The 25,279-nt window shown below is 73.5% G+C and carries 4 protein-coding genes; all 4 read left to right on the forward strand.

Annotated elements, in window-relative coordinates; translation table 11 throughout:
* The first annotated feature begins 3 nt into the window (after positions 1 to 3).
* Genes ACFV9H_RS07750 through ACFV9H_RS07765 form a run of 4 tightly spaced genes read left to right on the forward strand, consistent with a single transcriptional unit; the run spans position 4 to position 25,277 of the window.
* Positions 4 to 3,936 (forward strand): amino acid adenylation domain-containing protein, encoded by a 3,933-nt coding sequence (locus ACFV9H_RS07750; protein WP_385394733.1) that lies wholly within the window; start codon positions 4 to 6, stop codon positions 3,934 to 3,936.
* Positions 3,929 to 10,342: an amino acid adenylation domain-containing protein gene (locus ACFV9H_RS07755; RefSeq protein WP_385394736.1), complete on the forward strand. Its 6,414-nt coding sequence runs from the start codon at positions 3,929 to 3,931 to the stop codon at positions 10,340 to 10,342. Before ACFV9H_RS07750 ends, ACFV9H_RS07755 begins: the two co-directional genes overlap by 8 nt.
* A complete protein-coding gene (locus tag ACFV9H_RS07760; protein WP_385394739.1) occupies positions 10,339 to 18,234 on the forward strand; it encodes an amino acid adenylation domain-containing protein in 7,896 nt (2,631 codons plus the stop codon). The genes ACFV9H_RS07755 and ACFV9H_RS07760 overlap by 4 nt, the downstream gene beginning before the upstream one ends.
* Entirely contained in the window at positions 18,231 to 25,277 is a 7,047-nt protein-coding gene (locus ACFV9H_RS07765) for an amino acid adenylation domain-containing protein (protein WP_385394742.1), read from the forward strand. The genes ACFV9H_RS07760 and ACFV9H_RS07765 overlap by 4 nt, the downstream gene beginning before the upstream one ends.
* The last annotated feature ends 2 nt before the right edge of the window (positions 25,278 to 25,279 follow it).

The raw sequence follows: 25,279 nt of genomic DNA on the forward strand, positions 1-25,279 counted from the left end.
GGTATGTCACTGACCGCGGCGCAGGCCGGAATCTGGTTCGCCCAGCAATTGGACCCGGAAAACCCGATCTACAACGCGGCCGAATACATCGATATTCGCGGTGCGGTGGATTCCGGTGTTTTCGAGCGCGCGCTGCGCCGTCTGGTACACGAGTCCGAGGCCCTGCGGATGCGCGTCGTCGAGGACGACGAAGGCCTGTGGCAGAGCGCCGACCCCGACCCGGAGTGGACGCTGGAGCAGCCGGACATGCGCGGCGAGGCGGACCCGGAGGCGGCCGCCGAGCGGTGGATGCGCCAGGCGCTCGCCGAACCCGTCGACCCGCGCCGGGACCTCCTCTTCCGGTTCGCCCTGCTGCGCGTCGACGACCGGCGCACCTTCTGGTTCTACCGCTACCACCACGTGACCGTCGACGGCTTCGCCGTCGCCCTGCTCACCCGTCGCGCCGCCGAGCTCTACACGGCGTTCGCCGAGGGCCGCGAGCCCGAGCCGAGCGGCTTCGCCACCGTCGCCGACCTCGTCGCCTCCGACGCCGCCTACCGAGCCTCCGAACGCTTCACCGCGGACCGGGAGTTCTGGCGCGAGAAGCTCACCGGCTGCCCCGAACCGGTCAGCCTCTCCGCACACAAGCCGGCCATGCCCCAGGGCCTCGTGCGCCGTTCCGAGTTCCTCGCCAAGGACAGCCTGGAGTCGCTGCGCGACACCGCCCGTGAGGTCGGCGTCACCTGGCCGGCCGCCCTGATGACCGCCGCCGCCCTCTACCTGCAGCGCTCCACCGGAGCCGACGAGGTCGTCCTCGGGGTCCCGGTCTCCTGCCGGCTCGGCAAGGCCGCCCGCTCCGTGCCGGGCATGGTGTCCAACGTCGTCCCGCTGCGCGTCCCCGTCACCCAGGACATGAGCCTGGCCGACCTGTTCGCCCAGGTCTCGGCCGAACTGCGGGCCACCATGAAGCACCAGCACTACCGGTACGAGGACCTGGTCCGCGACCGCAACCTGCTGGGCGGCGGAGGCCGCCTCGTCGGCCCCGAGATCAACATCATGATGTTCGACTACGGGCTGACCTTCGGGGGGCTGCCCGGCGTCGTCAACAACCTCTCCATCGGGCCCTCCGACGACCTCTCGCTGATCGTGTACGAGCGCTCCGACGGCCGCGGCCTCCAGGTCGACTTCGACGCCAACCCGGCCCTGTACACGCCGGAGGAGATCGCCGCCCACCAGCACCGATTCCTCGGATTCCTGAGCCGGCTGGCCGCCGCCGACCCGCAGGCGCCGGTCGGCCGCATCGACCTCGCGGACGCCGCCGAGCACGACCTCGTGCTCCGCCGCCACAACGACACGGCGCACGAGGTACCCGAGACCACCCTGACCCGGCTCCTGGAGGACCAGGCCGGGCAGACCCCCGACGCCGAGGCGCTCCGCTTCGAGGGCAGCTCGCTCACCTACCGCGAACTGCACGCCCGCGCCGACCGCCTGGCCCACGCGCTGCGCGCCCGGGGCGTCGGCCCGGAGAGCACGGTCGCGCTGGCCGTGCCCCGGTCCGAGGAACTGGTCACCGGCCTGCTCGCGGTGCTCAAGACCGGAGCCGCCTACGTCCCGGTGGACCCCGACTACCCGGCCGACCGCATCCGCCACATGCTCGACGACGCGCGGCCCGCACTGCTGCTCACCACCGCCGAGACGGCCGTACGCCTGCCGTCGGGCCTGGACGCGCCGCTGCTCGTCCTGGACGTCGACGACACCGCCGACCTGCTCGCCGCGCAGCCCGCCGGCCCCGTCGGCGGCCCGGCTCCGGCCGGTGACCATCCCGCGTACGTCATCTACACCTCGGGCTCCACCGGCCGACCCAAGGGCGTGCCGGTCTCCCACCGGGCCATCGTCAACCGGCTGCTGTGGATGCAGCACCGCTTCGGACTGGGCGCCGACGACCGGGTGCTCCAGAAGACCCCCTCGGGATTCGACGTCTCCGTCTGGGAGTTCTTCTGGCCGCTCATCAGCGGCGCCACCCTCGTCGTCGCCCGACCGGAAGGCCACAAGGACCCCGCCTACCTCGCCGAGCTGATCCGCACCGAGCGGATCACCACCGCCCACTTCGTGCCCTCCATGCTCCAGGTGTTCGTCCAGGAGCCCGCGGCCACGGGCTGCGCCGTACTGCGCCGGGTCATCTGCAGTGGTGAGGCACTTCCCGAGGAGACGCAGAACCAGTTCTTCCGGGTGCTGCCCCGGGTGGGCCTCTACAACCTGTACGGCCCGACCGAAGCAGCCGTCGACGTCACCGCCTGGGAGTGCGTACCCGGCGCCGGCGCCGTGCCGATCGGCCGGCCCGTCTGGAACACCCGCACGTACGTGCTGGACGCGGCCCTGCGCCCGGCCGGCCCCGGCGCCGCCGGCGAGCTCTACCTCGCCGGCGTGCAGCTGGCCCGCGGCTACCTCGGCCGCCCCGGCCTGACCTCGGAGCGCTTCGTCGCCGACCCTTACGGCCCGCCCGGCGCCCGGATGTACCGCACCGGCGACCTCGCCCGCTGGAGCCCCGACGGCGCGCTGGTCTACCTCGGCCGCACCGACGACCAGGTCAAGATCCGGGGCTTCCGCATCGAACTCGGCGAGATCGAGGCGGCGCTGGACCGCCACCCGGGCGTCGCACACGCCGCCGTCGTGGTGCGCGAGGACACTCCGGGAGACAAGCGCCTGGTCGCCTACGTGGTCCCGGCAGGGGCCGCCGCCCCCGGCGCCGACGAACTCCGCGGCGAACTCGCCGCCGAACTCCCCGCGCACATGGTCCCCGCCGGCTTCGTCAGCCTGCCCGAGCTGCCGCTCACCCCGAACGGCAAGCTGGACCGCAAGGCGCTCCCGGCCCCCGACCTGGCGGCGGCCGTCTCCGGGCGGGCCCCCGCCAACCCGCGCGAGGAGATCGTCTGCGGCCTCTTCGCCGAGGTGCTCGGGCTGCCCCGGATCGGCATGGACGACAACTTCTTCAACCTCGGCGGGCACTCCCTGCTCGCCACCCGGCTGGTCTCCCGGGTCCGCTCCACCTTCGGCACCGAACTCACCATCCGCAGCATCTTCGAGGCCCCCACCCCGGCCCTCCTCGACGCCCGGATCGCCGAAGGCGACCGCACCGAGGACCCGCTCGACGTGGTCCTGCCGCTGCGCCCGCACGGCAGCCGCCCGGCGGTCTTCTGCGTACACCCCGCCGGCGGGCTCGGCTGGTGCTACGCGGGCATCATCAAGCACCTCGGCCAGGACACCCCCGTCTACGCCCTCCAGGCCCGGGGCCTGGACGGCACCGGCGAACTGCCGGCCACCTTCGAGGAGATGGCCGCCGACTACGTCGAGCAGATCCGCAAGATCCAGCCGCAGGGCCCCTACCACCTGCTCGGCTACTCCTCGGGCGGCATCGCCGCCCACGTCATCGCCTCCCAGCTGGAGCAGGCCGGCGAAGAGGTCGGACTGCTCGCGATCCTCGACACCTACCCCGGCCAGACCCTCGCCGAGCTCGGTGAACAGGAAATCCTCGCCGACCTGCTGCGCTGGGTCGGGTACGACCGGCGCTACCTCGGCAAGAAGCCGCTCGAACACGGCAAGGTCATCGAGATCCTGCGCAAGCTCGGCAGCTCGCTGGCCAGCCTGGAGAAGCACCACATCGAGGCCATCGGCCGGATCTACGCCAACGGGCGCAACCTCGTCCACGAGTTCGTGCCCAGCCGCTACGGCGGGGACGTCACGGTCCTGGTCGCCTCGCTCGACAAGGTCGACATCTCCCCGACCCCGCAGACCTGGCGCCCCTACGTGGCGGGGGAGATCACCGCGCACCACCTCGAACGCAACCACAACGACCTGATGAAGCCCGCGGCCCTGGCCGAGATCGGACGGATCCTCGCCGCCGAGCTGCGGCGCATCGAAGAGGCCGCGGCCCCTGCCCAGGACGCGGCCGGTGTCTGAGACGACCGAAAGCCAGCCAAGGGTGGACAACACGATGGAGGACACCGTGCGCGCCGTGCCGGACGCCGACCTCACTCAGCTGATCGAGGCCCAGGCCGCCCGCACCCCGGACGCCACGGCCGTGGTCTTCGAAGGCACGGAGACCGGCTACGCCGAGCTGAACGCCCGAGCCAACCGGCTCGCCCGGGTACTCGTGGCGCGCGGAGCGGGCCCCGAACAGCTGGTGGCGCTCGCGCTGCCGCGCTCCACGGAACTGCTGGTCGCCCTGCTCGCCGTACTCAAGTCGGGCGCCGGATACGTGCCGCTCGACCCCGAGTACCCGGCGGAGCGCGTCGCGTACATCCTGCGGGACTCCGCGCCGGCCCTCCTCCTGGACGCCGACGCGTTCGCCGCCGCGGAGGCCGCGGCGGCCGAGCTGCCCGACGGCGACCTCACCGACGCCGACCGGTCGGCGCCGCTGCTCCCCGCCCACCCGGCCTACACGATCTACACCTCCGGCTCCACCGGCCGCCCCAAGGGCGTCCTGATCACCCGCCGGAACGTGGTCAACTTCCTCTCCTTCATGGCCGACCGCTTCCCGCTGACGGCCACCGACCGGCTGCTCGCGGTGACCACCATCGCCTTCGACATCGCGGTCGTGGAGATGTACCTGCCCCTGCTGACCGGTGCCGCCGTGGTGATCGCACCCCGCGAGACGGTCATCGACCCGGTCCGGCTCGGCGCGCTCGCCACCGCGAGCGGCACCACCTTCCTACAGGCCACGCCGTCACTGTTCCACGCGATGACGGTCGAGCAGCCCGATGCCCTCCGCGGACTGCGGATGCTCGTCGGCGGTGAGGCGCTGCCGCCCGCGCTCGCCGACGAGATGTGCGCCCTCGGCTCCCGGGTCACCAACGTCTACGGGCCCACCGAGACCACCGTCTGGTCCACCGCCCTGGACGTCGCGGGCGCCGAGAGCCTGCCCGGAATCGGCGGCCCCATCTGGAACACCACCCTGTACATCCTCGACGACCGGCTGCGCCCGGCCGACGAGGGCGAGCTCTACATCGGCGGCGAGGGACTGGCCCGCGGCTACCGCAACCGGCCGTCCCTGACCGCCGAGCGGTTCGTGGCCGACCCGTTCGCGGGCCCCGGGGCCCGGATGTACCGCACCGGCGACCTCGCCCGGTGGCGCGCGGACGGCGGCGTGGACTACCTCGGCCGCGTCGACCACCAGGTCAAGATCCGGGGCTTCCGCATCGAACTCGGCGAGATCGAGAAGGTGCTGGCCTCCCACGCCGCGGTCGCCCAGGTGGCGGTCGTCGCCCGCGAGGACCGACCAGGGAGCAAGTTGCTCGCCGCCTACGTCGTCCCGGCGCCCGGCGGCGAGGCCCCCGACCATGCCGCCCTGCGCGCCCGGGCCGCCCGGGCGCTGCCCGAGTACATGGTCCCGGCCGCCTTCGTCACCCTGGACCGCTTTCCCCGCACCCCCAACGGCAAGCTGGACCGCTCGGCGCTGCCCGCCCCCGACTTCGCCGGCTCCGCCGGCGCCGGCCGGGCCCCTCGCACCGCCCAGGAGGAGCTGCTCTGCGGCCTCTTCGCCGAGGTGCTGTCGCTGCCCGCGGTCGGTGTCGACGACGACTTCTTCCACTTCGGCGGGCACTCGCTGCTCGCGACCCGCCTGGTCAGCCGGGTCCGCTCGGTGTTCGGCGTCGAACTGGCCGTCCGCACCGTCTTCGAGGCGCCCACGGTCGCCGCGCTCGCCCCGCTGCTGTCGCAGGCGGACGCGGCCCGGCCCGCCGTACGCCCGGTGGACCGGCCCGCGGCCGTGCCGCTGTCCTACGCCCAGCGCCGGCTGTGGTTCCTCGACCGGCTGGAGAACGGCTCGGCCGGCTATCACCTCCCGTACGCGCTGCACCTGCGGGGCGCCCTGGACCGGGTGGCGCTCGAGGAGGCGCTGGCCGACGTCGTCGCCCGGCACGAGAGCCTGCGCACCCGCTTCCCCGAAGAGGCGGGCCTCCCCCACCAGGAGGTACTGGACCCCGCGCACGCCCGGCCGGAACTGGCGACGGTGGAACTCGGCGCCGACGAGCTTGACGCCGCCCTCGCCGCCGCGGCCGCCCGCCCCTTCGACCTGGCCCGCGACATCCCGCTGCGCGCCGAGCTGTTCGTACTCGGCCCCGAAGAGCACGTACTGCTCCTGACGGTGCACCACATCGCCGCCGACGGTTGGTCGATGGTCCCGCTGGGCCGCGATCTCGCCGAGGCGTATGCCGCACGCTCCGAGGGCCGGGTACCGCGGTTGCGGGCGTTGCCGGTGCAGTACGCCGATTACGCGCTGTGGCAGCGGGAGCTGCTCGGCTCGGAGAGCGATCCGCAGGGTCTGGCCGGGGCGCAGCTGGCGTTCTGGAAGGAGGCCCTCGCGGGTGCGCCGGACCTCTTGGAGCTGCCCACCGACCGGCCCCGCCCGGCCGTCGCGAGCCACCGCGGCGCCACCCACGCCTTCACGGTCCCGGCCGAAGTGGGCCTGCGCATCCGGGCGTTGGCCCGGGAGACCCGCACGACCCCGTTCATGGTGCTCCAGGCCGGGCTTGCGGCTTTGCTGTCGCGGTTGGGTGCGGGGGAGGACATCCCGCTGGGTGGTGCGGTGGCGGGGCGTCAGGACGAGGCGTTGGACGAGCTGGTGGGGTTCTTCGTGAACACGCTGGTGTTGCGTACCGATGTGTCGGGTGATCCGAGTTTCCGGGAGTTGCTGGGTCGGGTGCGGGAGTGGGACCTGGCTGCGTTCGCGCATCAGGACGTGCCTTTCGAGCGGGTCGTGGACGCTGTGGGTCCGGACCGTTCGCAGGCCCGTCACCCGCTGTTCCAGGTGATGCTCGTCCTCCAGAACACCGCCTCCGCGGACTTGCGGCTGCCCGGCCTGGAAACGCGGACGCGCCGCGTGGACACCGGCGCGGCCAAGTTCGACCTCGCCTTCGAGATGACCGAACACCCCGGCGGCACGGTCGAGGGGCTGGTCGAGTACGCCACCGACCTCTTCGACGCCGAGACCGTCACGGCCGTCTCGGCCCGCCTGGTCCGACTCCTGGACGCGCTGACGGCGGATCCTGGCGCGCCCATCGGCTCGCTCGACATCCTGGAGCCCGCCGAGCGGCAGCGGCTGCTGGGGGAGTGGAGCCGCAGCGGCGACGCGGCACGGCAGCACACGGTCCCCGAGTTGTTCGCGCGCCGGGTCGCGGCCGATCCGGGGGCGCCGGCCCTGATCGGTGACGGTCCGGTGCTGTCGGCCGCCGACCTCGACGTGCGTGCCAACCGGCTCGCGCACCACCTGGCCGCCCTGGGCATCGGTCCGGAGTCGCTGGTGGCACTCGCCCTGCCCCGATCGTCGGTGGAGCTGGTGGTGGCCGCCCTCGCCGTCTGGAAGGCGGGCGGCGCCTATCTGCCGGTCGACCCTGCCTACCCGGCGGACCGGATCGCGTACATGTTGGGCGATGCCCGCCCGGTGCTGGTCCTGGCCACCGCCGGCACCTCGGGCCGGCTGCCGGACGGGACCGCCGCCGTGCTGCTGGACGAGCTGCACTTGGCCGACGGGCCGGGGACCGCCCCCGAGTCGTCCGTTGTTCCGGCGAACCCGGCGTACGTCATCTACACCTCCGGTTCCACCGGGCGTCCGAAGGGCGTCGTGGTCACCCACGCGGGTGTGGCGGCCCTGCTGGACACCCAGCGCGAGCGTCTGGGCGTCGGTCCGGGTAGCCGGGTGCTCCAGTTCGCCTCGCCGAGTTTCGACGCGGCGTTCTGGGAGCTGTGCATGGGTCTGCTGTCGGGTGCTGCCCTGGTCGTCGCGGATGCCGACCGGCTGTTGCCGGGCGAGCCGCTCGCCGGGACGCTCACCGACCATCGGGTGACGCATGCGACGCTGCCGCCGGTGGTGTTGGCCGCGATGGAGGCCGATGCCCGTCTGCTGCCCGGTGGCACGCTGATCTCCGCCGGTGAGGCCCTCTCCGGCGAGCTCGTCGCCCGCTGGTCCGCCGACCGCACCCTGATCAACGCCTACGGACCGACCGAGACCACCGTCTGCGCCTCGATGAGCGGACCGCTGCGGGAAGCCGCGGCCCCGCCGATCGGGACCGCCGTACTCGGCGCCCGGCTCTACGTCCTCGACTCCCGCTTCCGACCCGTCCCGCCGGGCGTGGCCGGCGAGCTCTACGTGGCGGGACCCGTCGCGCGCGGCTACCTCGGCCGTACGGCGTTGACCGCCGAACGCTTCGTGGCCGACCCGTACGGCCCGGCCGGGACCAGGATGTATCGGACCGGGGACCTGGCGCGCTGGCGGGCGGACGGACAGCTCGACTACGTCGGTCGGGCCGACGACCAGGTCAAGATCCGTGGTTTCCGCATCGAACTCGGCGAGATCGAGGCGGCCCTGGCCCGGCACGAGGACACCGGCCAGGTCGCCGTGGTCGTCCGCGAGGACCAGCCCGGAGTCAAGCAGCTCGTCGCCTACGTCGTCCCGCGCCCCGAGCGCACCGCCGATCCGGCCGCGCTGCGCGCCCACGTGGGTGGTTCGCTGCCCGACTACATGGTCCCCGCCGCGGTGGTCGTCCTGGACGCCCTGCCGGTGACGCCCAACGGGAAGCTCGACCGCAAGGCCCTGCCCGCCCCCGACCTGTCCGCCGCCCCCGGCGGCCGCCAGGCCACGACCGAGCACGAGGAGATCCTCAGCGCCCTCTTCAGGGAACTGCTGAACCTCGACTCCGTGGGCGTCGACGACAGCTTCTTCGACCTCGGCGGCGACAGCATCATGTCCATCCAACTCGTCAGCCGAGCCCGCCAGGCCGGACTGGTGATCGCGCCCGGCGACGTCTTCACGTACAAGACCGTCGCGGCGCTCGCGCCGGCGGCCGGCACGGCGGAGACGGGCCCCGCGCTCACCCAGGGCAGCGGCACCGGCCGGGTGCCCGCCACCCCGATCGTGCACTGGCTGCGCGAACGCGGCGGCCCCATCGGTCGGTTCAACCAGTCCATGCTCCTGCACACCCCGGCCGACCTCACCGAGGAACACCTGGTCACCGCCGTACAGAGCCTCCTCGACCACCACGACGCCCTGCGCGCCCGACTGCTGCACGACGAGGACTGGGCCCTGGAGGTACCCGAGCCGGGCACCGTCCACGCGGCCGCGCTGGTCCGTCGTACCGAGGTCGCCGCGGCCGTCGCGGACGACACCGACGTCCTGCGCGCCACGATCGCCGACGCGGCCGACGCGGCCGCCGGCCGGCTCGACCCGGCCGCCGGCGTGATGCTCCAAGCCGTGTGGTTCGACGCGGGACCCGGCCGGACCGGCAGGCTGCTGCTCGTGGTCCACCACCTCGTGGTGGACGGCGTCTCCTGGCGCATCCTGGTGCCCGACCTCGCCGCCGCCTGCGAGGCCCTGGCCAAGGGCGCCGATCCCACACCGGCCCCGGTGCCCACCCCGCTGCGGGTCTGGTCCGAGGCACTGACCGCGGCCGCACCCGGCCGCGAGGCTGAACTACCGCTGTGGCAGAACCAGTTGACGGGAGACGACCCGGTCCTCGGCTGCAGACGGCTCGATCCGACACGCGACCTGTTCGCCGCCGAACGCACCGTCGTCCGTGTGCTCCCCGCCGAACACACCGCCCCTCTGCTCTCCGAAATTCCCGCCGCCTTCCACGCGGGCGTCAACGACGTCCTGCTCACCGCCTTCGCCGCCGCCGTGGCCGATTGGCGCACCCGCCGCGGCAAGGGCGCCGGCACCGCCGTCCTGGTGGACCTGGAGGGCCACGGCCGGGAGGACGTCGTCGGTGGCGCGGACCTCTCGCGCACCGTCGGCTGGTTCACCAGCCTCTACCCGGTGCGGCTCGACCCCGGCGCCGCCGGCGGCGGAGGCTTCTTCGCCGGCGGCCCCGCCACCGGGCAGGCCCTGAAACAGGTCAAGGAACAGCTGCGTGCGCTGCCGGACAGCGGCATCGGATACGGGATGCTCCGCCACCTGACCGGTGACACGCGGCTGCCGGACCCGCCCGCGCCCCAGCTCGGATTCAACTACCTCGGCCGCTTTCCGGCCGCCGCCCACGCCGACGAGCCGTGGACCGCGGCGGCCGAGGCCGACCTCCTCGGCGGCGGCTCCGACCCCGCCATGCCGCTCACCCACGAACTCGAACTCAACGCGCTGACCCAGGACCACCCCGACGGACCGCGCCTGCTGGCGACCTGGTCCTACACCGGGGAGCTGTTCACCGACACCGAGGTCGCCGACCTCGCCGACTCCTGGTTCCGCGCCCTCGCCGTACTGGCCGACCACGCCCGGGCACCCCAGGCCGGCGGGCACACCCCCTCCGACCTGCCCCTCGTCTCGCTGTCCCAGGCCGAGATCGACCTGCTTGAAGCCGACTGGAGAACCTCCTCATGACGAAGCCGGGACTCGCCGACGTACTGCCGCTCTCGCCGCTGCAGGAAGGCCTGCTCTTCCACGCGCTGTACGACGAGCACGCCGCCGACGTCTACACCGTGCAGCTGATCCTCGACCTGGACGGCCCGCTGGACGCCGGCGCACTGCGCGCGGCCGCCGACGGCCTGCTGCGCCGCCACCCCAACCTCCGTGCCGCGTTCCGCTACGAGGGACTCAGCCGGACCGTGCAGATCGTGCCCCACGAGGTCGAACTGCCCTGGCGGGAGACCGACCTGTCGGCGGTGGCCGACCCCGCCCGGCAGGACGCCGAACTGGCGGCGCTGCTGGCCGCCGACCGCGCCGAGAAGTTCGACCTGACCCGCCCGCCGCTGCTGCGCTGCGCGCTCCACCGGCTCGGCGAGGACCGGCACCGCTTCGTCATCACCAAGCACCACATCCTGATGGACGGCTGGTCCATGCCGGTCCTGGTCCGCGAGCTGTTCCAGCTGTACGCCTCGCACGGCGACGACAGCGCGCTGCCCCGCGTCACCCCGTACCGCCAGTACCTGGCCTGGCTGGACGGCCAGGACAAGGCCGCCGCCGAGGCGGCCTGGACCGAGGCCCTCGCCGGGCTCGGCGAGCCGAGCCTGCTCACCCCCGCCGACGTGCCGCCGGCCGCGGTCCCGCCGCAGCACCTCACCGTCGAGCTGACCGAGGAGCTCACGACCCGGCTGCGCGACCAGGCCCGCAGCCACGGCCTGACCCTCAACACCGTGCTCCAGGGCGCCTGGGCGCTGCTCCTGTCCAAGCTCACCGGTCGCGACGACATAGTGTTCGGCGCGACCGTCTCCGGCCGACCACCGGAGATCCCAGGCATCGAGACCATGGTCGGCCTGTTCATCAACACCCTGCCGGTGCGCATCGAACTGCCGGCGGCCGAGCCGCTCGCCACCGCGCTGGCCCGGCTCCAGAGCCGCCAGGCCGCCCTGATGGCCCACCAGCACCTGGGCCTGACCGAGGTCCAGCGGATCGCCGGGCACAGCCCGCTCTTCGACACCATCGCGGTCTTCGAGAACTACCCGCTCGACACGGCCGGACTCCAGCCGGAGGCCGGCGACCTCACCCTCACGGACCTCCAGGCCACCGATGCCACGCACTACGCCCTGGGCGTCATCGCGAGCGTGGCCGACGGCCGGCTGCGGATGCGGCTGGACCACCGTCCCGACCTCTTCGACGGCGAGGCCGTACGCCGCATCGGCGACCGCCTGGTCCGCATCTTCGAGGCCCTCGCCGCCGACCCCACCCGGCCCACCGGCTCGATCGACGTCCTCGGCCCGGACGAACTCCACCAGGTGCTCCAGGAGTGGAACGGGCAGGGCGCCCCCGTCGTCGACGGCACCATTCCGGCCCTCTTCGCCGCCCAGGCCGCCCGCACCCCGGACGCCGTCGCCGTCTCGTACGACGGCGAAAGCCTGACCTACGCCGAACTCGACGCCCGCGCCAACCGCCTCGGCCGACTGCTGGCCCGGCACGGCGCCGGCCCCGAGCAGTTCGTGGCGCTCGCCCTGCCGCGCTCCGCCGACCTCGTGGTGGCCGTACTGGCCGTGCTCAAGTCCGGCGCCGCGTACGTGCCGCTCGACCCCGACTACCCGGCCGACCGGCTCGCGTACATGGTCGAGGACGCCCGCCCCGCCCTGCTGGTGACCCGCTCCGACGCCGGCCTGCCCGAAGGCACGGGCGCGCACACCCAGACACTGCTCCTCGACGAGCCGGCGACCCGCGCCGCGCTCGCCGCCGAGCCGGACACCGACCCGGGGACCGCGCTGCACCCGCACCACCCGGCCTACGTGATCTACACCTCCGGTTCCACCGGCCGCCCCAAGGGCGTGGTGGTCCCACACCGGAACGTGGTCCGCCTCTTCGGCGCCACGGACCACTGGTTCCACTTCGGCCCGGACGACGTGTGGACCCTCTTCCACTCCTACGCCTTCGACTTCTCGGTCTGGGAACTGTGGGGCCCGCTGCTGCACGGCGGCCGCCTCGTCGTCGTCCCGCACGCCGTCAGCCGCTCCCCCGAAGAGTTCCTGCGGCTGCTCGCGGACGAGCGGGTGACCTTCCTCAACCAGACCCCCTCGGCCTTCTACCAGCTGATGCAGGCCGACCGTGAGAACCCCGCCGTCGGCAGTCGGCTGGCGCTCAGGCACGTCGTGTTCGGTGGCGAGGCGCTCGACCTGTGGCGGCTCGCCGACTGGTACGACCGGCACGACGACCAGGCCCCGGTGCTCGTCAACATGTACGGCATCACCGAGACCACGGTGCACGTCAGCCATCTCGCGCTGGACGCGCCGCGTGCGGCCGCCGGGCCCGGCAGCATGATCGGCGGTGCCATCCCGGACCTGCGGATCTACGTGCTCGACAGCGGACTGCGGCCCGCCGCGCCCGGTGTCGCCGGCGAGATGTACGTCGCCGGGGAGGGGCTCGCCCGCGGCTACTGGGGCCGCCCCGACCTCACCGCGAGCCGCTTCGTCGCCGACCCGTTCGGCGGGCCGGGGACGCGCATGTACCGCACCGGCGACGTGGCGCGCTGGACCGAGGACGGCAACCTCGAGTTCGTCGGCCGGGCCGACGACCAGGTCAAGATCCGCGGTTTCCGCATCGAGCTCGGCGAGATCGAGGCCGTGCTGGGCTCCCACCCGGAGGTGGCCCAGGTGGCCGTCGTGGTCCGTGAGGACCAGCCCGGCGACCGGCGCCTCGCCGCCTACCTGGTGCCCGCGGCCGGCGAGCCGGCCGACATCGGGCGGATACGCGCCCACGCCGCGCAGAACCTCCCCGACTACATGGTCCCGGCGGCCTTCGTGACGCTGGACGCGCTGCCGCTGACCCCCAACGGCAAGCTGGACCGCAAGGCGCTGCCCGTTCCCGAGACCAGCGCCGGATCCGGTGGCGGCCGCGCGCCGCGCACCCCGCGGGAGGAGATCCTGTGCGGGCTCTTCGCCGAGGTGCTCGCCGTGGACGAGGTCTCCGTCGACGACCACTTCTTCGACCTCGGCGGGCACTCGCTGCTCGCCACCCGCCTGGTCAGCCGGGTCCGCTCCGCGCTCGGCGTCGAGCTGGCCATCCGCACCCTCTTCGAGGCCCCCACACCGGCCGCGCTCGCGGAGCGCATCGCCGAGGCCGGCGCCCCCGCCCGGCCCCCGCTGCTCCCCGCCGTACGGCCGGAGCGGGTCCCGCTGTCCTACGCCCAGCGCCGGCTGTGGTTCCTGGACCGGCTCGAAGGCCCCGGAGCCACCTACAACATCCCGTACGCCCTGCACCTGCGGGGCGCCCTGGACCGGGTGGCGCTCGAGGAGGCGCTGGCCGACGTCGTCGCCCGGCACGAGAGCCTGCGCACCCGCTTCCCCGAAGAGGCGGGCGTCCCGTACCAGGAGGTGCTGGACCCGGAGTCGGCCCGGCCGGAGCTGAAGGTGAGCGCGGTCGGTGCGGCGGGGCCGCAGGAGGCCCTGGCGGCCGCGGCCGCCAGGGGATTCGACCTCGCGAGCGAACTCCCGCTGCGCGCCGAGCTGTTCGTACTCGACGAGCACGAGCAGATCCTGCTCCTGACGGTGCACCACATCGCCGCCGACGGCTGGTCGATGGCGCCGCTGGGCCGCGATCTCGCCGAGGCGTATGCAGCACGCTCCGAGGGCCGCGTACCGCGGTTGCGGGCGTTGCCGGTGCAGTACGCCGATTACGCGCTGTGGCAGCGGGAGCTGCTCGGCTCGGAGAGAGATCCGGAAGGTCTGGCCGGGGCGCAGCTGGCGTTCTGGAAGGAGGCCCTCGCGGGTGCGCCGGACCTCTTGGAGCTGCCCACCGACCGGCCCCGCCCGGCCGTCGCGAGCCACCGCGGCGGGATGCTCACGTTCGAGGTGGCCCCGGACCTCCACCAGAACCTGAAGGCACTGGCCCGCGAGTCGCGCTCCACGCTCTTCATGGTGCTCCAGGCCGGGCTTGCGGCTTTGCTGTCGCGGTTGGGTGCGGGGGAGGACATCCCGCTGGGTGGTGCGGTGGCGGGGCGTCAGGACGAGGCGTTGGACGAGCTGGTGGGGTTCTTCGTGAACACGCTGGTGTTGCGTACCGATGTGTCGGGTGATCCGAGTTTCCGAGAGTTGCTGGGTCGGGTGCGGGAGTGGGACCTGGCTGCGTTCGCGCATCAGGACGTGCCGTTCGAGCGGGTCGTGGACGCTGTGGGTCCGGACCGTTCGCAGGCCCGTCACCCGCTGTTCCAGGTGATGCTCGTCCTCCAGAACACCGCGAACGCCGAGGTGACGCTGCCCGGACTGGAGACCACCACCGAGCCGCTCGGGACCGGGGCCGCCAAATTCGACCTCGGCCTGGAGTTCACCGAGCACGCGGACGGCGGGATGCACGGCCTGGTCGAATACAGCAGCGAGCTCTTCGACCACACCACCGTGCGACAGCTGATCGACCGGCTGATCGGGCTGCTCACCACGGTCACCGCCGCCCCGGACACCCGAGTGGCCGACATCGACGTGCTGGAGCCGGACGAGCGCCGGCAGGTACTCGTCGAATGGAACGGCCTGTCCAACGGCCCGGCACCCGCCGTCGCCGCCCTGACCGTGCCCGAGTTGTTCGCGCGCCGGGTCGCGGCCGATCCGGGGGCGCCGGCCCTGATCGGTGACGGTCTGGTGCTGTCGGCCGCCGACCTCGACGTGCGTGCAAACCGGCTGGCGCACCACTTGGCCGCCCTGGGCATCGGTCCGGAGTCGCTGGTGGCACTCGCGCTGCCCCGATCGGCCGACCTGGTCACCGCCGTGCTGGCGGTGTGGAAGGCGGGCGCGGCCTATCTGCCGGTCGACCCTGCCTACCCGGCGGACCGGATCGCGTACATGCTGGACGACGCCCGGCCCGCGGTGGTCCTGGCCACCCGCGCCACCTACGGCCTGCTGCCGGACGGGACCGCGGCGGTGCTGTTGGACGAGCTGGACCTGGCCGACGCGCCGGGGACCGCGCCCGAGTCGGCGGTCGTTCCGGCGAACCCGTCGTACGTCATCTACACCTCCGGTTCCACCGGGCGTCCGAAGGGCGTCGTGGTCACCCACGCGGGTGTGGCAGCCCTGCTCGACACCCAGCGCGAGCGTCTGGGTGTCGGCCCGGGTAGCCGGGTGCTCCAGTTCGCCTCGCCGAGTTTCGACGCGGCGTTCTGGGAGCTGTGCATGGGTCTGCTGTCGGGTGCTGCCCTGGTCGTCGCGGATGCCGACCGGCTGTTGCCGGGCGAGCCGCTCGCCGGGACGCTCACCGACCATCGGGTGACGCATGCGACGCTGCCGCCGGTGGTGTTGGCCGCGATGGAGGCCGATGCCCGTCTGCTGCCCGGTGGCACGCTGATCTCCGCCGGTGAGGCCCTCTCCGGCGAGCTCGTCGCCCGCTGGTCCGTGGACCGCACCCTGATCAACGCCTACGGACCGACCGAATCCACGGTCTGCGCCTCGATGAGCGGCGCCCTCGCCGCCGGGGCCGTCCCGCCGATCGGACGTCCGGTGGCCGACAGCCGCCTCTACGTCCTCGACTCCAGGCTCCGCCCCGTCCCGCCGGGCGTCACCGGCGAGCTCTACCTCGCCGGCGCGGCACTGGCCCGTGGCTACCTCGGCCGTACGGCGTTGACCGCCGAACGCTTCGTGGCCGACCCCTACGGCCCGGCCGGGACCAGGATGTATCGGACCGGGGACCTGGCGCGTTGGCGGGCGGACGGACAGCTCGACTACGTCGGTCGGGCCGACGACCAGGTCAAGATCCGTGGTTTCCGCATCGAACTCGGCGAGATCGAGGCGGCCCTGGCCCGGCACGAGGACACCGGCCAGGTCGCCGTGGTCGTCCGCGAGGACCAGCCCGGAGTCAAGCAGCTCGTCGCCTACGTCGTCCCGCGCCCCGAGCGCACCGCCGATCCGGCCGCGCTCCGCGCCCACGTGGGTGGTTCCCTGCCCGACTACATGGTCCCCGCCGCGGTGGTCGTCCTGGACGCCCTGCCGGTGACGCCCAACGGGAAGCTCGACCGCAAGGCCCTGCCCGCCCCCGACCTGTCCGCCGCCCCCGGCGGCCGACAGGCCACGACCGACCGTGAGAAGGCGCTCGGCGACATCTACCTCGACCTGCTGAACCTCAGCTCCGTGGGCGTCGACGACAGCTTCTTCGACCTCGGCGGCGACAGCATCATGTCCATCCAGCTCGTCAGCCGGGCCCGCCAGGCCGGACTCGTCATCACCCCGCGCCAGGTCTTCGAGCACCGCACCGTCGCCGCCCTCGCCGCCGTCGCCGGCAGCCTGGACCAGGTCGTCAGCGAAGGCCCCGACCTGGGCATCGGCGAGGTCCAGCTCACCCCGACCATCCACTGGCTGCGCGAACGCGGCGGCCCCATCGGCCGGTTCAACCAGTCCATGCTCCTGCAAGCCCCGGCCGACCTCACCGAGGAGCACCTCACCGGCGCCCTCCAGGTGGTCCTCGACCACCACGACGCCCTGCGCGCCCGGCTGACCCGGGACACCGGGCAGTGGCGGCTGGAGGTGCCCGAGCGCGGCATCGACGCCGCGTCCCGGCTGCTGCGGGTCGACGCCGCGGGCCTGGACGCCGCCGACCTGCGCCGGCTCACCTCCCGGGAGAGCGAGGCCGCCTGGGGCCGCATCGACCCGGACGCCGGGGTGATGCTCCAGGCGGTCTGGTTCGACGCCGGCGCCGGCCGACCGGGACGGCTGCTGCTCGTCGCCCACCACCTGGTCGTCGACAACGTCTCCTGGCAGGTCATCGTGCCGGACCTCGCCGCAGCCTGCGAGGCCCTCGCCGAGGGCCGCGAGCCCGCCCTCCAGTCGACCGGCACCTCCTTCCGGCGCTGGGCCGAACACCTGGTGGAGCTCGCGCACAAGCCGCAGCGAGCGGCCGAACTCCCCCTGTGGGAGGCCGTACTGGAAGAGCCGGACGCCCTGCTGGGCGACCGCCCGCTCGACCCCGGCCAGGACGTGTTCGCCACCATGCGCTTCCTGACCAGCAGCGAGTCCGCCGAGCACGTCACCCCGCTGCTGACCTCGCTGCCCGCCGCGTACCACGCGGGCGTCAACGACGTGCTGCTGACCGCGCTCGCCCTCGCCGTCGCCGACTGGCGGGCCCGCCGTGGCGAGGAGGACGAGCACGCGGTCCTCGTCGACCTCGAAGGCCACGGGCGCGAGGACGTCGTCGACGGCGTGGACCTCTCGCGCACCGTCGGCTGGTTCACCAGCCTCCACCCGGTGCGCCTCGACCCGGGGGCGCACGACCCGGCCGAGCTCGACCTCGGCGGACCGGCCGTCGGCGAGGCCCTCAAGCAGGTCAAGGAACAGCTGCGCGCCCTGCCCGACAACGGACTGGGCTTCGGCCTGCTGCGTTACCTCAACCACGAGACCCGGGACGTCCTGAGCGGCCTCCCGGGCCCCCAGATCAGCTTCAACTACCTGGGCAGGTCCACCCCGGCGGGCAGTGGTGCGGCCGCTCCGTGGACACCGGTCGCGGATGCCGAGATGGTCGGCGGCGCCGACCTCGAAGGCGGCCGCCCCGACCCGGAAACCCCGCTGACCCACGCCCTCGGCGTCAACGCGATGACCGAGGACCACCCGGACGGGCCGCGGCTGCTGCTCGTCTGGTCCTGGCCGCAGACCCTGCTGCGCGAACAGGACGTCGCCGAACTCAGCACCTGCTTCTCACGCGCCGTGCGGGCCCTGGCCGCGCACGCGGCGCACGCCGGCATCGGCGGACTCACCCCGTCGGACCTCTCGCTGGTCCGGCTCAGCCAGGACGAGCTCGACGCCTTCACCTTGGGCACCGAGCAGGTCGGCCCGGACGACTGGGACGACGAGGACGACTTCACGGACGAATGGGAGATGGCCAAGTGAGCAAGTCCGCGATTGAGGACGTCCTTCCGCTGTCACCGCTGCAGGAAGGCATGCTGTTCCAGGCGCTGTACGACGAGGAGGGCCCGGACCTCTACGTCCACCAGTTGCTCCTCGACCTCGAGGGCCCCCTGGACACCCGCGCGCTGCGGCTCGCCGCGCGCGCCCTGCTCAAGCGGCACGCCAACCTGCGCGTCGGCTTCCGCCACGACAGCTCCACCGAGCCCGTCCAGCTGGTGCACAGCCGGGTGAACGTGCCGTGGGAGCAGATCGACCTGAGCGCCCTGGACGAGGACAAGCGGCAGGCCGAACTCCTGCGCCACGCCGACGAGGACCGGGCCCGCGGCTTCGACCTGACCCGGCCGCCGCTGCTGCGCTTCACCGTGTTCCGGCTCGGCCCCGACCGTTTCCGCCTGATGCTCACCAAGCACCACATCCTGATGGACGGATGGTCGGTACCGGTCCTGGTACGGGAGCTGTTCGAGCTCTACGGCAGCAAGGGCGACCCGTCCGTGCTGCGTACCGTCACCCCCTACCGCGACTACCTCGCCTGGATCGCCGGGCAGGACGCGGACACGGCGCGCGAGGCGTGGCGGGCCGCCCTCGACGACATCGACGAGCCCACCCTCGTCGCCCCGGTCAACCGCGGCCGCGGCATGGTCCGACCAGGCTGGCTCCGGCACGAGGTGCCGGTGGAGATCACCAACGGTCTCCTCGCCTTCGCCCGCAGCCGCTCCCTGACCGTCAACACCGTGATCCAGGGGGTCTGGGGGCTGCTGCTCTCCACCCTCACCGGCCGCGACGACGTCGTCTTCGGCGCCATCGTCTCCGGCCGGCCGCCGGAGATCCCCGCCGTGGACACCATGGTCGGGCTCTTCATCAACACCCTGCCGGTCCGTGTCCGGTTCCGCCCCGACGAGTCGCTGCTGGACGCGCTCACCCGCCTCCAGGCCGAGCAGTCCGAGCTCCTCGCCCACCAGCACGTCCGGCTCACCGACGTACAGCAGCTCTCCGGCCACCAGGAACTGTTCGACACCACGCTCGTCTACCAGAACTACCCCGTCGACCCCACCACCGAGGAACTGGTCGTGGACGGGGTCCGGTTCAGCGGCGTGGACGGCCGGGACGGCGCGCACTACCCGCTCAACCTCGCCGCCGGCCTGATGGGCGACGACCTGCACCTGCGGCTCTGCTACGCCCCCGACCTGTTCGACGAGTCCGCCGCCAAGGCCGTCCTCGACCGGCTGGTGCGCCTGCTCACGGCCGTCGTCGCGGACCCGGACAAGCCCGTCGGCCGCCTGGACGTGCTCTCCCCGGCGGAGCGCCGCCGCATCCTCGGCGAGTGGAACGACAGCACCCGCGAGATCACCCCGGCGACCCTTCCCGAGCTGTTCCGGGCCAAGGTGGAGCATGACCCGGACGCCCCCGCCCTGCTCTTCCGGGACACCACCGTCTCGTACGGCGAACTCGACGCCCGCGCCAACCGGCTGGCCCGCCGCCTGATCGAGCTGGGCGTCGGCCCCGAACAGTTCGTCGCCGTCTCCGTACCCCGCTCGGTGGAGCTGATCACCGCACTGTGGGCGGTGCTCAAGGCCGGCGCCGGATACCTGCCGCTCGACCCCGAATACCCCGTCGACCGCCTCGCCTTCATGGTCGAGGACGCCGCGCCGACCCTCCTCATCACCACCGGGGCCACCGCCGGACTGCTCGGCGACACCGCACGGGACGTGCCCCGTCTGGTCCTGGACGACCCGGCCGTCACGGCCGCCCTCCCGGCGTACGACGCCGGCGACGTCACCGACGCCGACCGGCTCGCCCCGCTGACCACGGCCCACCCGATGTACCTCATCTACACGTCCGGCTCCACCGGCCGGCCCAAGGGCGTCGTGGTCCCGCACCACGGCCTGGCCAGCCTGGTCGCCACCCAGGCCGACGCCGTCCAGGCGGGCCCCGGCAGCCGGGTGCTGCAGTTCGCGTCCGTGAGCTTCGACGCCGGGTTCTGGGACATCTCCATGGGCCTGCTCTCCGGGGCCGCGCTCGTCCTGGGACCCGCCGACGACCTGCTGCCCGGCGACCCGCTGGCCGAGCTGGTGGCCCGGCACGGCGTCACCCATGCGACGCTCCCGCCGGTGGCGCTCGCCTCGCTCCCGACCGGCCGCGAGATCCTCGCCGGAGCCACCCTCGTCTCCACCGGTGACGCCTGCACCCCCGAACTCGTCGCCCGCTGGGCCCCCGGCCGCCGGCTGCTCAACGGCTACGGCCCCACCGAGACCACCGTCGGCGCGACCATGAGCGGCCCGCTCGGCGTCGGCGGCACCCCGCCCATCGGGCGCCCCTTCGTCAACTCCCGCGTGTACGTACTGGACCGCTGGCTGCGGCCCGTGCCGCCCGGCGCCGTCGGCGAGATGTACATCGAGGGCCCGGGCCTCGCCCGCGGCTACCTCAAGCGGCCCGGACTCACCGCGGAACGGTTCGTCGCGAACCCGTTCGGCGCCCCCGGAACCAGGCTCTACCGTTCCGGGGACCTCGGACGGTGGCGGGCCGACGGACAGCTGGAGTTCGCCGGCCGGGCCGACAACCAGGTCAAGGTCAGGGGTTTCCGGATCGAGCTCGGCGAGATCGAGTCGGTGCTCAGCGGACACGAGACCGTCGCCCACGCGGCGGTGATCGTCCGCGAGGACGAGCCCGGCGACAAGCGCGTCGTGGCCTACGTGGTCGCCGCCGAGGGACGCCGGGCCGAACCGGAGGCGCTGCGCGAGCACATCGGCGCCTCGCTGCCCGAGTTCATGGTCCCCACCGCGACCGTCGTCCTCGACGAGTTCCCGCTGACCCCCAACGGCAAGGTCGACCGCAAGGCGCTGCCCGCCCCCGAGCTGGCCGGCTCCACCACCGGCCGCGCCCCGCGGACCCCTGAGGAAGAGGCGCTCTGCGCGCTGTTCGCCGAGGTGCTCGGCATCGAGCGGATCGGCCTCGACGACAGCTTCTTCGCACTCGGCGGCCACTCCCTGCTCGCCACCCGCCTCGTCAGCCGGGTCCGCTCCGACCTCGGCGTCGAGCTCGCCATCCGCACCCTCTTCGAGGCGCCCACCCCGGGCGAGCTCGCCGAGCGGGTCGCCGCCGCCGGCGGCGCCCGGCCCCCGCTGCGCGCCGGCGACCGGCCCGAAACCGTGCCGCTCTCCTTCGCCCAGAAGCGGCTCTGGTTCCTCAACCGGATGGAGGGCCCGAGCGCGACGTACAACATCCCGCTCGCGGTCCGCCTGCGGGGCGCCGTCGACCACGCCGCCCTCGACGCCGCACTCGCCGACCTGGTGGAGCGCCACGAGAGCCTGCGCACCGTCTTCCCGGCGCCCGGGGGCGAGCCCCGCCAGCAGGTGCTGTCGGTCGACCGGTCCCGGAGCGTGTTCACCTTCACCCCCTCCCACGAGGACGAGCTCGGCCCCCTGCTCGCCGCCGAGGCCGCCCGCGGCTTCGACCTGTCGACCGACGTACCGCTGCGCGCCACCCTGTTCAGCACCGGCGCCGAAGACCACGTGATGCTCCTGGTGATGCACCACATCGCCACCGACGGCTGGTCGATGGCGCCGCTCGCCCGCGACCTCGCCACCGCGTACGCGGCCCGCACGGCCGGCGCGGCCCCCGTGTTCCGCCCGCTGCCGGTCCAGTACGCCGACTACGCGCTGTGGCAGCACAAGGTCCTCGGCAGCGAGGACGACCCCAGGAGCGTGGCCGCCCAGCAGGTCGACTTCTGGCGCCGGACCCTGGCCGGACTGCCCGACCAGTTGGAGCTCCCCACCGACCGGCCCCGCCCGGCGGCGCTCGGCAACAGCGGCGCGGGCATCGCCTTCACCCTCGACGCCCAGCTGCACGCGCGTCTGGCGCGCCTCGCGCACGACGGCCGCGCCAGCATGTTCATGGTCCTCCAGGCCGGTGTCGCCGCGCTCTTCGACGCCCTCGGCGCGGGCAGCGACATCCCCATCGGCACCCCCATCGCGGGCCGCACCGACGACGCCCTCGACGACCTGGTCGGCTTCTTCGTCAACACGCTGGTCCTGCGCACCGACACCTCGGGCGACCCCACCTTCCGCGAGCTGGTGGCCCGCGTCCGGGAGGCCGACCTGGCCGCCTACGCCCACCAGGACCTGCCGTTCGAGCGGCTGGTCGAGGTGCTCAACCCCGCCCGGTCGCTGGCCCGGCACCCGCTCTTCCAAGTCCTGCTGTCGGTCCACAACAACACCGAGGCCGACCTCCGGATGCCGGGTCTCACGGCCAGTGCCCACCCGGCCGAGCAGACCGTCGCCAAGTTCGACCTGGAAGGTCACCTCGGTGAGCGCTTCGACGCCGCGGGCTCGCCCGCCGGCATCGACGGCGTGCTGCAGTACAACACCGACCTCTACGACCGGGGCACCGCCGAGCTCCTGGTGGAGCGGCTGGTGCGGCTGCTGACCGCGGTCACCGATCACCCGGACGAGCCGATCGGCCGGGCCGACGTCCTCGGCGCCGAGGAGCGGACCCGGGTCCTCCAGGAATGGAACGACACGACGGCCCCGGTACCGGAGACCGCGACGCTGACCTCGCTGCTGGACGCGCAGGCCGCCCGTACCCCGGACGCGCAGGCGGTGGCGTTCGAGGGCGAGTCCCTCTCGTACCGCGAACTCCACGCCCGGGCGGACGCCCTCGCCGGGGTCCTGCGGACCCGAGGGGTGGGTCCGGAGAGCGTGGTCGCGCTCGCCGTGCCGCGCTCGTCGGAGCTGGTGGTCTCGCTGCTGGCGGTCCTCAAGGCGGGCGGCGCCTACCTGCCGGTCGACCCGGACTACCCGGCCGAGCGCATCGCGTTCGTGCTGGCCGACGCGGCACCCGTCCTGCTGCTGACGACCTCGGACACGGACGGGCGGCTCCCGGCCGGCCTCACCGTGCCCCGGCTGCTCGTCGACCGGGAGCAGGACGGCGTACCCGCGCCCGCCGGCGAGCCGGTCCCGCTGTCGGGCGACCACCCGGCCTACGTCATCTACACCTCGGGATCCACCGGCCGCCCCAAGGGCGTCATGGTCCCGCACCGCGGCATCGTCAACCGGCTGCTGTGGATGCAGCACCAGTACGGCCTGACCACCGACGACCGGGTGCTGCAGAAGACGCCCTCCGGTTTCGACGTGTCCGTCTGGGAGTTCTTCTGGCCGCTGATCCAGGGCGCCACGCTGGTGGTGGCCCGACCCGAGGGCCACAAGGACCCGGCCTACCTCGCCGGCCTGATCCGCGCCGAGCGGGTGACCACCGCGCACTTCGTGCCGTCCATGCTCCAGGTGTTCGTCCAGGAGCCGGCCGCGGCCGGCTGCACGGGCCTGCGCCGGGTGGTGTGCAGCGGCGAGGCACTCCCGGAGGAACTGCAGAAGCAGTTCCTGTCGCTGCTGCCGCAGGTCGGCCTGCACAACCTGTACGGCCCCACCGAGGCGTCCGTCGACGTCACGGCGTGGGAGTGCGGCGCCGCACCCGGCCCGGTGCCGATCGGCCGCCCGGTGTGGAACACCCGCACCTACGTCCTGGACGCCGCCCTGCGTCCGGTGGCGCCCGGAGTCCCGGGTGAGCTCTACCTCGCGGGCCGCCAGCTGGCGCGCGGCTACCTGGGCCGCGCGGCCCTGACCGCCGAGCGGTTCACCGCCGACCCGTACGGCCCGGCCGGTTCGCGGATGTACCGCACCGGCGACCTGGCGCGCTGGACCCCGGACGGGGTGCTCCAGTACCTCGGCCGGACCGACGACCAGGTGAAGATCCGCGGCTTCCGCGTCGAACTCGGCGAGATCGAGGCGAGCCTGACCGGCCACGACTCCGTGGCGAGCGCCGCCGTACTGGCCCGCGAGGACCGGCCCGGGGACAAGACCCTGGTCGCGTACGTGGTCGCGGAATCCGGCGCCGCGCCGATCGCGGACGAACTGCGGGAGCACGTGGCCGGGCTGCTGCCCGCGCACATGGTCCCGGCCGCGTTCGTCGTCCTCGACACCCTCCCGGTGACCGCCAACGGCAAACTCGACCGCAAGGCGCTGCCCGTGCCCGACCTCGGTGCCGCCGTCACCGACCGTGCCCCGCGCACCCCGCGGGAAGAGCAGCTGTGCGCGCTCTTCGCCGAGGTGCTCGCACTGCCCCGGGTGGGCATCGACGACAACTTCTTCCACCTGGGCGGCCACTCGCTGCTGATCATGCGGCTGGCCGGCCGGATCCGGGACACCCTCGGCGCCGAGCTCACCATCCGCACCATGTTCGAGGCGCCCACCGTCGCCCAGCTCGCCGAGCGGCTCGGCACCGACACCCTGGACGACGCGCTGGACGTCCTGCTGCCGCTGCGCCCGCACGGCTCGCTGCCGCCGCTGTTCTGCGTCCACCCGGGCCTGGGCATCGGCTGGTCCTACTCCGGGCTCGTCCCGGCCCTGGAGGAGGACCGGCCGGTCTACGCCCTCCAGGCGCGCGGTCTGACCGGCGAGGCCGAACTCCCGGCCACGCTGGCGGAGATGGCGCAGGACTACGCGGCACGGATCCGGGCCGTCCAGCCGGCCGGCCCGTACCACCTGCTCGGCTGGTCCTTCGGCGGTGTGGTGGCCCACCAGATCGCCACCCGGCTCCAGCAGGAGGGTGAGGAGGTCGCCCTGCTCTCCCTGCTCGACGCGTACGCCGCCGGCACCACGCAGGCCGACATCACCACCGAGGAGTTCCGCCGCGAGCTCGCCGGAGCACTGGCCGGCGCCGAGGGCGGCCAGGACGCCGCCGGTGCCTTCGGCGGCCTGGAGGAACGACACCTCGCGGCCGTCGAACGGGTCGCGGCCAACAACAACCGGCTCCTCGCGCACACCGCGGAGCTCGGCCGCTTCCGGGGCGACGTCCAGTACTTCTTCGCCACCGAGGGCCGGGACGAGAACGCGCCGTCGGTCGCCTCGTGGGAGCCGTACGTGTCCGGGCGGATCGAGGTCCACGAACTGGCCTGCGCCCATGACGAGATGACTTTGCCCGCACCGATCGCCGAGATCGGGCGACTGCTCGCGGACCGGATCCGCGGGGAATGAGG

It is taken from the genome of Streptomyces sp. NPDC059874 (genome assembly GCF_042731135.1).
In the GTDB taxonomy this organism is placed as follows: Bacteria; Actinomycetota; Actinomycetes; order Streptomycetales; family Streptomycetaceae; genus Streptomyces.

What these genes read in the sequence shown, in the direction of transcription:
- ACFV9H_RS07750 (WP_385394733.1), top strand. Translation starts at nt 4, where the DNA reads ATGTCACTGACCGCGGCGCAGGCCGGAATCTGGTTCGCCCAGCAATTG.
- ACFV9H_RS07760 (WP_385394739.1), top strand. Translation starts at nt 10,339, where the DNA reads ATGACGAAGCCGGGACTCGCCGACGTACTGCCGCTCTCGCCGCTGCAG.